Raw genomic sequence first — 8,273 nt, 5'->3', positions numbered from 1 at the left:
CCGGACGCCCCACCGGCCCGCGGTCGCGAGTGCTCCTGAGGGGACGTGGCGGTATGTCTGCCCGGAGCACAGGTGCCCACGTGCCGAGGTGCATGACGACGGCCGCGCACCGGAATAGCGAGGACGGACATACCGCCGCGGCCCCGCCCCCAGGACGCCCAAGCGCACCCCCAAGCTCCCTGAGCCAGAGCCCACCCCGGAGCCGGCCCCCGCACCCGCTCCTGCCCCCGCCTCCGCCCCCGCCCTCGCCCTCGCCCCCGACGGGAGACACCCCTTCATGACCGAAGCCGCAGCCCTCCCCGGCCAGCCCCGCGGCAGCGTCCTCAGTGGCCCCGCCACCGACCGCGCAGTCAACGTGCTCGCGCCCAACCCCTCCGCGATGACCCTGGACGGCACCAACACCTGGATCATCGCCGAGCCGGACTCACCGCTCGCGGTCGTCATCGACCCGGGCCCACTGGACGACGCCCACCTGAGCCGGGTCATCGAGACCGCCGAGAGGGCCGGGAAGCGGGTCGCGCTGACGCTCCTGACCCACGGTCACCCGGACCACGCGGAGGGCGCCGCCCGCTTCGCCGAGCTGACCGGCACGCATGTGCGCGCCCTGGACCCCGCACTGCGCCTCGGCGACGAGGGCCTCGCCGCCGGTGACGTGATCACCACGGGCGGCCTGGAGATGCGCGTGGTCCCCACCCCGGGCCACACCGCGGACTCGCTGTGCTTCCATCTCCCGGCCGACCGGGCGGTCCTGACGGGTGACACGGTCCTCGGCCGCGGCACGACCGTCGTGGCGCACCCTGACGGCCGTCTGGGTGACTATCTGGACTCGCTGCGCCGTCTGAGGTCACTGACGGTCGACGACGGCGTCCACACCGTCCTGCCGGGCCACGGACCCGTACTCGAAGACGCCCAGGGGGCGGTCGAGTTCTACCTCGCGCACCGGGCCCACCGGCTCGCCCAGGTCGAGACGGCGGTCGAGAACGGCCACACGGAGGCGTCCGACGTCGTCGCGCACGTGTACGCGGACGTGGACCGCTCCCTGTGGCCCGCGGCCGAGCTCTCCGTAAGGGCGCAGTTGGAGTACCTACGGGAGCATGGCCTGATCTAGCCGTCCCGGTCGTCCCGGTCGTCCCCGCTACCCCCGCCGCCCCGAGCCGCCTTCGTGCCGTGCACGGAGGCGTACTCGGCGGCCAGCCAGGGCCCGGTCTCCTCGGTGTACGAGGCGAGCAGGGCGCGATCCGCGACGGGCTCGTACGCGACGGCCGCCGCGTCGCGGAGCCGCCCGCCCCACTCGGGGTAGTACCGCGCGAAGACGTCGGCCATCTCGGTCAGATCGCTCGTCCAGCCGTTCCAGCGCGGCATGACGAGCGTGAAGGCGGTGCGGACGAGGTGGCGTGCGACGACGCGGCAGACGGCGCGCAGCTCCTCCTCGTCCGCCGCGGCCGCGATCCGCTCGCGCCAGCGGGGCAGGAAGAGCGCCAGGTCGCCGTTGGTCTCGCGGGCGAGCAGTCCGTCGGGCCGGTAGCGAGGAAGGAATTCGGCCAGGTCCTCGCCGAGCAGCGGGGTGCAGAGGCAGGCGACGAACCAGCCGAGGTCGTACGTCTCCGGCTCGCTCAGCAGCCGCCGCCTGCTCGCCAGGAGTACGCCGACGCCGTCGATCTGCCCGAACTCCGCGTCCAGATCCGCCCCGACGGCGTCCGCGTCGGCCCGGTCGGCGTCCGTTCCTCGCGCAGGGCGATCAGCAGATCGAGGTCGGAACGGCCGGACCGTGCGGTGCCGCGTGGAACGGAGCCGTACAGGTAGGCGCTGTCCAGCCGCGCCCCGAACACCGCGAGCACCTGGTCGCGCGCCGCGGCGACGACGGGCCGGAACTCCGCCTGCACCTGCCCGAGGGACCCCTCCCGCTCGATGTAGCCCTGCGCGTCGAGCCCGGTCCCCGCCCTGGAGACGGCGCTGCTGGTGGTCATGGGGCAACTGTGCAGCGAGGAGACGGCGAGGTCACGCTGTTTCGACGGGGCAACCGGGGGAGGCGGAGCGCTTGGCCACGACGAATCGGTGAACGGCCGACGGGCCCCGCCTCTCCGAAGAGGCAGGGCCCGTCACCGTACAGACACAGCGTCAGCGCGACCGCTTGGCGAGCCGCTCCACGTCCAGGAGGATCACCGCGCGGGCCTCCAGGCGCAGCCAGCCGCGCCCCGCGAAGTCCGCGAGCGCCTTGTTGACCGTCTCGCGGGAGGCGCCGACCAGCTGGGCGAGCTCTTCCTGCGTGAGGTCGTGCACCACGTGGATGCCCTCCTCGGACTGCACGCCGAAGCGGCGCGACAGGTCGAGGAGCGCGCGGGCCACGCGGCCGGGCACGTCGGAGAAGACCAGGTCGGACATCTGGTCGTTGGTCTTGCGCAGGCGCCGGGCGACGGCGCGCAGCAGCGCGGAAGCCACCTCGGGGCGTGCGTTCAGCCAGGGCTGGAGGTCGCCGTGGCCGAGGCCGAGCAGCTTCACCTCGGTGAGGGCGGACGCCGTCGCCGTACGCGGGCCCGGGTCGAAGAGCGACAGCTCACCGATGAGCTCACCGGGGCCGAGCACCGCGAGCATGTTCTCGCGCCCGTCCGGTGAGGTGCGGTGCAGCTTCACCTTGCCCTCGGTGACCACGTAGAGGCGGTCTCCGGGGTCTCCCTCATGGAAAAGGGCGTCTCCGCGCGCGAGCGTCACCTCACTCATGGAGCCGCGAAGCTCCGCGGCCTGCTCGTCATCGAGCGCCGCGAAGAGCGGGGCGCGCCGCAGAACGTCGTCCACGAGTTCTCTCCTTGTCGACCTGCATCAGGGGACCGGTCCCCATTTTGCCGGACGGTGCAAAACAGTGTGATCAGTCACAAGGATGCCGCACCGGCGCGGCATGCTGTGCGGGAGGGGGCCAATTGGGGGCCGATCCATGGGGTCAGGGACGGATGTCAGTGTGGGGCCCTAGGCTGGCCGGGTGTCCAAAAAGCCGGTGAGAGCACAGGCCGAGGGGGCTGAGATGGCGGCCGCGTCCCATGATTCCGCTGTGGGCGAACATGCGTCCAGCGCGCCCGGCAAAGCGACAAATCAGACAGCCCTCGGACGACCTAAGGCACTCACGGTGAAGAAGACGACGCCAGCGAAGAAGACGGTGGCGAGCTCCGCGAAGAAGACGGCGGCGCCCCCTTCGAAGAAGTCCGCGGCCACGAAGTCCGCGGCTACGAAGTCCGCGGCCACGAAGTCCGCCGCCACGAAGTCCGCGGCTACGAAGTCCGCGGCTACGAAGTCCGCGACTACGAAGACGGCCGCTACGAAGTCAGCGGCAAAGAAGACGACGGCGAAGTCGACCGAGGCAACGCTCAAGAAGACCGCGTCCAAGAAGGCCGCATCCCAGCAGCCCACCCCCAAGAAGCCCGCCACTAAGCCCGAATCCCACGCCGCCCTCGTCCGCCGCGCCCGCCGCATCAACCGCGAGCTCGCCGAGGTCTATTCGTACGCCCACCCCGAGCTGGACTTCGAGAACCCGTTCGAGCTCCTGGTGGCCACCGTCCTGTCCGCGCAGACCACCGACCTGCGCGTGAACCAGACGACGCCGCGCCTGTTCGCCGCGTACCCGACCCCGGAGGACCTGGCCGCCGCCGTCCCCGAGGAGGTCGAGGAGCTGATCAGGCCGACCGGCTTCTTCCGTGCCAAGACCAAGTCGATCATGGGCCTCGCGAAGGCCCTGCGGGACGACTTCGGCGGCGAGGTCCCCGGCCGCCTCGACGACCTCGTCAAGCTCCCCGGAGTGGGCCGCAAGACCGCCTTCGTGGTCCTGGGGAACGCGTTCGGAGTCCCCGGCATCACCGTCGACACCCACTTCGGACGGCTGGTCCGCCGCTGGAAGTGGACCGAGGAGACGGACCCGGTGAAGGTCGAGGCGGCCATCGCGGAGCTCTTCCCGAAGAGCGAGTGGACGATGCTCTCGCACCGCGTGATCTTCCACGGCCGCCGCATCTGCCACTCCCGCAAGCCCGCCTGCGGAGCCTGCCCGATCGCCGAGCTCTGCCCGTCGTACGGAGAGGGCGAGACCGATCCGGAGAAGGCCAGGAAGCTCCTGAAGTACGAGATGGGCGGGCTGCCCGGCCAGCGCCTCAAGCCGCCGCCGGACTACCCCGGAAAGCCGGCGCCGCCGCTTGCCGCCGGGTGACATCGGGGGCGGGCGGAACGAACCGAGGGGCCAAGAGCGTTCTCCAAGACGGACGGGGGTGCCGATGACGCACGCGAGTGAGACGACGGACGCGACGACGAGCGATACGAACCACATGAGCAGCGGTTTCGAAGAGGCCGACGGAGGCCGCGGACACGACAGCGGGCCCGCAGCCCGGGACGAGGCGCGCGAGGGCACCGTCCCCGCCGCCCGCGCCACGGCCGGCCAGGACGCCAGGGACGCCCTCCTGAGCACCGCGGGCCTGCCCCCGTGGCTCGCCCCCGTCGTCCGCGCCACCGAGACCATCGAGCCGCGCCAGCTGAGCCGCTTCCTGCCCCCGGAGAGCGGCGCGGGCCGTCAGTCCGCCGTGCTCGTCCTCTTCGGAGAGGGCGCCAAGGGCCCCGAGCTGCTCCTGATGGAGCGCGCGGGCTCCCTGCGCTCGCATGCGGGACAGCCCTCCTTCCCCGGCGGCGCCCTCGACCCCGAGGACGGCGACCCGCAGGTGGAGGGCCCGCTGCGCGCGGCCCTGCGCGAGGCCGAGGAGGAGACGGGCCTCGACCCCCGGGGCGTCCAGCTCTTCGCCGAGCTGCCCCGCCTCTTCATCCCCGTGAGCGACTTCGTCGTCACGCCCGTGCTCGGCTGGTGGCGCGCCCCGAGCCCGGTCGGCGTCGTCGACCCGAACGAGACGGCCCGTGTCTTCACGGTCCCCGTGGCCGATCTCACGGATCCGGCGAACCGCGTGACGTCGGTCCACCCGAAGGGTCACCACGGTCCGGCCTTCCTCGTCGAGTCCGCTCTGGTCTGGGGTTTTACGGCCGGTGTGATCGATAGACTCCTGCACTTCGCGGGCTGGGAGCGCCCCTGGGACCGCAGCAGGCAGGTCCCGCTCGACTGGCGCGCATGACAAGGTTGCGGGGAATTGGCGACCGCGATGCGAGGCGAGGATTGAATCGGTGAACGTGCTGGACGTCCTGCTGTTGCTCGCCGCCGTGTGGTTCGCGGTCGTGGGCTATCGCCAGGGCTTCGTGGTCGGCATCCTCTCGGTGACCGGATTTCTCGGCGGCGGGATCATCGCCGTCTATCTGCTGCCGATCGTCTGGGACGCGCTCACGGACGACGACGCGACCGCGGTGAGTACGACCGCTTCGGTGGTGGCCGTCGTCATCGTGATCGTCTGTGCCTCGATCGGCCAGGCCTTCACCACCCACCTCGGCAACAAGCTGCGCAGATACATCACTTGGCAACCCGCCCGCGCCCTGGACGCCACGGGCGGCGCCCTGGTGAACGTGGTGGCGATGCTCCTCGTCGCCTGGCTGCTCGGCTCTCTGGTCGCGGGCGCGACCCTGCCGACGATCGGCAAGGAGCTGCGCAGCTCCAAGGTGCTGCTCGGCGTCGACCGCGCCCTGCCGGGCCAGGCCGACACCTGGTTCACGGACTTCCGCTCGGTCCTCGCGCGCAACGGCTTCCCGCAGGTCTTCAGCCCGTTCTCGAACGAGCCCATCAAGGACGTCCAGCCCCCGGACCCCAAGCTCGCCAAGAGCAAGGTCGCCACGACCGCCAAGCGCTCCATCGTGAAGGTCCGCGGTGAGGCGCGCGGTTGCGGCAAGGTCCTCGAAGGCACCGGCTTCGTCTTCGCGGACCGCCGCGTGATGACGAACGCGCACGTGGTCGGCGGCGTGGACGAGCCCACCGTCCAGATAGGCGACACGAACCAGACGTACGACGCGAAGGTCGTCCTCTACGACTGGGAGCGCGACATCGCCGTACTGGACGTGCCCACGCTGAAGGCACCGCCCCTGCAGTTCACGTCCAAGGACGCGAGCAGCGGCGCGGGCGCCATCGTCGCGGGCTTCCCCGAGGACGGCCCCTACGACGTCCGCCCCGCGCGCGTGCGCGGTCGCATCACGGCCAAGGGCCCGGACATCTACCACCGGGGCACCGTGCACCGCGACGTGTACTCGCTCTACGCGACCGTCCGCCAGGGCAACTCCGGCGGCCCGCTGCTCACGCCCGACGGCAAGGTCTACGGCGTGGTCTTCGCGAAGTCGCTCGACGACCCGGACACCGGTTACGCACTGACGGCGGACGAGGTGCGCGAGGACATCGAGCGCGGCCGCACCGCCAACCAGGAGGTCGACAGCCAGGGCTGCGCGCTCTAGCGGAGCTTCTGGCGGAGCCGTCTCCTGCGGGGGTGTGCCCTACGGCGGCGCACCCCGTGGGGGGTGCGCCCGAGGCCGGCGTCAGTCGCGTGTGTGCCGCAGCCGCGCGGAGACCCAGCGGGCCCTCCGGCGCAGGATGCGGGGAATGCCCACGACTTCTTGAGGGGGCCCGTGATGGCCCGGATCCTGTGGCCCGCCCCTCTCGTGGCTGTTCAGCGCTGTGGCCGAGCGGCGATTGCGTGCTACGTCACTGTAGTCGTGCGTCCAGCCCATACCCCGACGTGTGCCCGTGCCTCATGGTCGGTAATCGCGCCCAAGGGCCCCAATTGGCCTATGCGTCAGGCAATTGGCGTTCGTAGGACAGGCGTTCCCATGGACCCTCGGGAAAGTCCGTGGTAAGCGTCCGCGCGAGGCGGCCGACGGAGCGTCAGGCGGGCGCCCGGCGGCGTGTTCAGCGGTCCGGCTCGGGATCCTTCAGCCAGTTCACCAGCTCCGTGGAGAACGCCACCGGGTCCTCCTCGTGCGGGAAGTGCCCCAGACCGTCGAACAGGCGCCAGCGGTACGGGGCTTCGACGTACTCGCCGGATCCCGCCGCGCTCCTCGTACGCATCACGGGATCGAGCGACCCGTGCAGATGCAGCGTCGGCACCCGCACCGGGCGCTTCATGCGGCGGTTGAACTGGATGCCGTCGGGCCGGGCCATCGACCGCACCATCCAGCGGTACGGCTCGATCGAGCAGTGCGCCGTCGAGGGGATGCACATGGCCCGCTGGTAGGTCTCCACCGTCTCGTCGTCCGGCAGCCGAGGCCCGGACCAGTCGCGGACCAGACGGCCCACCAGGGCACCGTCGTCGGCGACCAGTTGACGCTCCGGCAGCCACGGCCGCTGGAAGCCCCAGACGTACGACCCGGCGGCGGTCTGCCTGCGGTCGGAGAGCATCGCCGAGCGCCAGCGCCGCGGGTGCGGCATCGAGGAGACGGCGAGGCGGCGCACCAGCTTGGGCCGCATCACGGCCGCCGTCCACGCGAGATAGCCGCCCAGGTCGTGGCCGACGAGCGCGGCGTCGGGCTCGCCGAGGGACCGTACGACGCCCGTGATGTCGAGCGCGAGGTTCGCCGGGTCGTAGCCGCGCGGCGTGCGGTCGCTGCCGCCCACGCCCCGCAGGTCCATCGCGACGGCCCGGAAGCCCGCGTCGGCGAGCGCCACCAGCTGGTGCCGCCAGCTCCACCAGAACTGCGGGAAGCCGTGCAGGAGGAGGACCAGCGGCCCGTCCCCCATCTCGGCGATGTGGAAGCGCGCCCCGTTGGCGGCCACGTCCCGGTGGGTCCAGGGCCCCTCGATGCGTACGACCGAGGCGGGGGATTGGGCCGATTGGGCGGCGGGGTCCGTCATGAGGACGAGCGTGCCACAGTCGCCTCCGCCTCACCGACTCGAACCTCGAGGGCACCCGCAGGGCTCACCGCGCGGGGGTGCGGCTTGACGTTCCCCAGTACGGCAGCCGTCTCCTTGGCCGAAGCGGCGACCTTCTGCGGGCCCTGGCCCTTCTTGGCCTTCTTCGCGAAGACGACACCGATCAGCGCGAGCAGCCCGGCCACCAGCACGTTGGCGGCGAAGGACAGCACGAAGCAGATCGCGAGGTTCCAGCCGCTCCAGGTGCGGATGCCGTACGCCAGCGCGAAACTCAGCATCGGCAGCGAGAAGATGAGGACCGCGCCCGCCGCGGCGAAGGCGGCGCCGCCCACCGCACCGCGCTTGACGTCCTGTCGCAGTTGGGCCTTGGCCAGCGCGATCTCGTCGTGCACCAGCGCGGACATCTCGCTGGTCGCCGTGGCGACCAGTTGGCCGAGGCTGCGCTCGGCGCCGACGGGGCCGTCGGGTGCGCTCATCGCGTTCTCCCCTTTTTCTCTTCTGATCTCTTCTGAGATAT

General features: G+C 71.5%; 8 protein-coding genes and 1 pseudogene. 4 read left to right on the top strand and 5 right to left on the bottom strand.

Going from position 1 to position 8,273, the window contains the following annotated elements:
* Positions 1 to 277: 277 nt before the first annotated feature.
* Entirely contained in the window at positions 278 to 1,108 is an 831-nt protein-coding gene (locus ACIO9J_RS25550) for an MBL fold metallo-hydrolase (protein ID WP_402003975.1), read from the top strand.
* On the opposite strand, the pseudogene ACIO9J_RS25545 reads toward ACIO9J_RS25550, so the two are convergent.
* Both ACIO9J_RS25545 and ACIO9J_RS25540 read right to left on the bottom strand, forming a co-directional pair.
* Positions 1,105 to 1,967 (bottom strand): annotated as a pseudogene (locus tag ACIO9J_RS25545) (nucleotidyltransferase domain-containing protein). The gene ACIO9J_RS25550 and the pseudogene ACIO9J_RS25545 sit on opposite strands and share 4 nt — an antisense overlap.
* A gap of 151 nt (positions 1,968 to 2,118) precedes the next feature.
* A complete protein-coding gene (locus tag ACIO9J_RS25540; RefSeq protein ID WP_055553109.1) occupies positions 2,119 to 2,793 on the bottom strand; it encodes a Crp/Fnr family transcriptional regulator in 675 nt (224 codons plus the stop codon).
* 325 nt (positions 2,794 to 3,118) lie between these two features.
* Between ACIO9J_RS25540 and nth the strand changes: the two genes are divergently transcribed.
* The 3 genes from nth to ACIO9J_RS25525 all read left to right on the top strand — a co-directional run bounded on the left by nth (position 3,119) and on the right by ACIO9J_RS25525 (position 6,345).
* The gene (gene nth, locus ACIO9J_RS25535; RefSeq protein WP_402003971.1) at positions 3,119 to 4,186 is read left to right on the top strand and encodes an endonuclease III; all 1,068 of its coding nucleotides are present in this window, start codon (positions 3,119 to 3,121) and stop codon (positions 4,184 to 4,186) included.
* 115 nt (positions 4,187 to 4,301) lie between these two features.
* A complete protein-coding gene (locus tag ACIO9J_RS25530; RefSeq protein WP_402005386.1) occupies positions 4,302 to 5,090 on the top strand; it encodes an NUDIX hydrolase in 789 nt (262 codons plus the stop codon).
* A 49-nt stretch (positions 5,091 to 5,139) separates the two neighbouring features.
* Entirely contained in the window at positions 5,140 to 6,345 is a 1,206-nt protein-coding gene (locus ACIO9J_RS25525) for a MarP family serine protease (protein ID WP_402003968.1), read from the top strand.
* Positions 6,346 to 6,426: 81 nt separating this feature from the next.
* On the opposite strand, the gene ACIO9J_RS25520 is transcribed toward ACIO9J_RS25525, so the two are convergent.
* The 3 genes from ACIO9J_RS25520 to ACIO9J_RS25510 form a co-directional block, all read right to left on the bottom strand.
* Positions 6,427 to 6,618 carry a hypothetical protein gene (locus ACIO9J_RS25520; protein ID WP_402003965.1) on the bottom strand — a complete coding sequence of 64 codons (192 nt, stop codon included), beginning with the start codon at positions 6,616 to 6,618 and terminating at the stop codon, positions 6,427 to 6,429.
* Between the two features lie 178 nt (positions 6,619 to 6,796).
* Positions 6,797 to 7,738 carry an alpha/beta fold hydrolase gene (locus tag ACIO9J_RS25515; protein ID WP_402003962.1) on the bottom strand — a complete coding sequence of 314 codons (942 nt, stop codon included), beginning with the start codon at positions 7,736 to 7,738 and terminating at the stop codon, positions 6,797 to 6,799.
* The gene (locus ACIO9J_RS25510; protein ID WP_402003959.1) at positions 7,735 to 8,232 is read right to left on the bottom strand and encodes a phage holin family protein; all 498 of its coding nucleotides are present in this window, start codon (positions 8,230 to 8,232) and stop codon (positions 7,735 to 7,737) included. Before ACIO9J_RS25510 ends, ACIO9J_RS25515 begins: the two co-directional genes overlap by 4 nt.
* Positions 8,233 to 8,273: the final 41 nt, after the last annotated feature.

Origin of the sequence: Streptomyces sp. NPDC087300, from assembly GCF_044744425.1 — a bacterium.
Taxonomy (GTDB): domain Bacteria; phylum Actinomycetota; class Actinomycetes; order Streptomycetales; family Streptomycetaceae; genus Streptomyces.
This window is presented reverse-complemented; position numbering and strand designations above follow the sequence as displayed.

Bases quoted from the DNA above. Each gene is read 5' to 3' on its own strand.
- ACIO9J_RS25530 (WP_402005386.1), top strand. From the start codon at position 4,302: ATGAGCAGCGGTTTCGAAGAGGCCGACGGAGGCCGCGGACACGACAGC.
- ACIO9J_RS25520 (WP_402003965.1), bottom strand. From the start codon at position 6,618: ATGGGCTGGACGCACGACTACAGTGACGTAGCACGCAATCGCCGCTCG.
- ACIO9J_RS25550 (WP_402003975.1), top strand. From the start codon at position 278: ATGACCGAAGCCGCAGCCCTCCCCGGCCAGCCCCGCGGCAGCGTCCTC.
- ACIO9J_RS25515 (WP_402003962.1), bottom strand. From the start codon at position 7,738: ATGACGGACCCCGCCGCCCAATCGGCCCAATCCCCCGCCTCGGTCGTA.
- ACIO9J_RS25510 (WP_402003959.1), bottom strand. From the start codon at position 8,232: ATGAGCGCACCCGACGGCCCCGTCGGCGCCGAGCGCAGCCTCGGCCAA.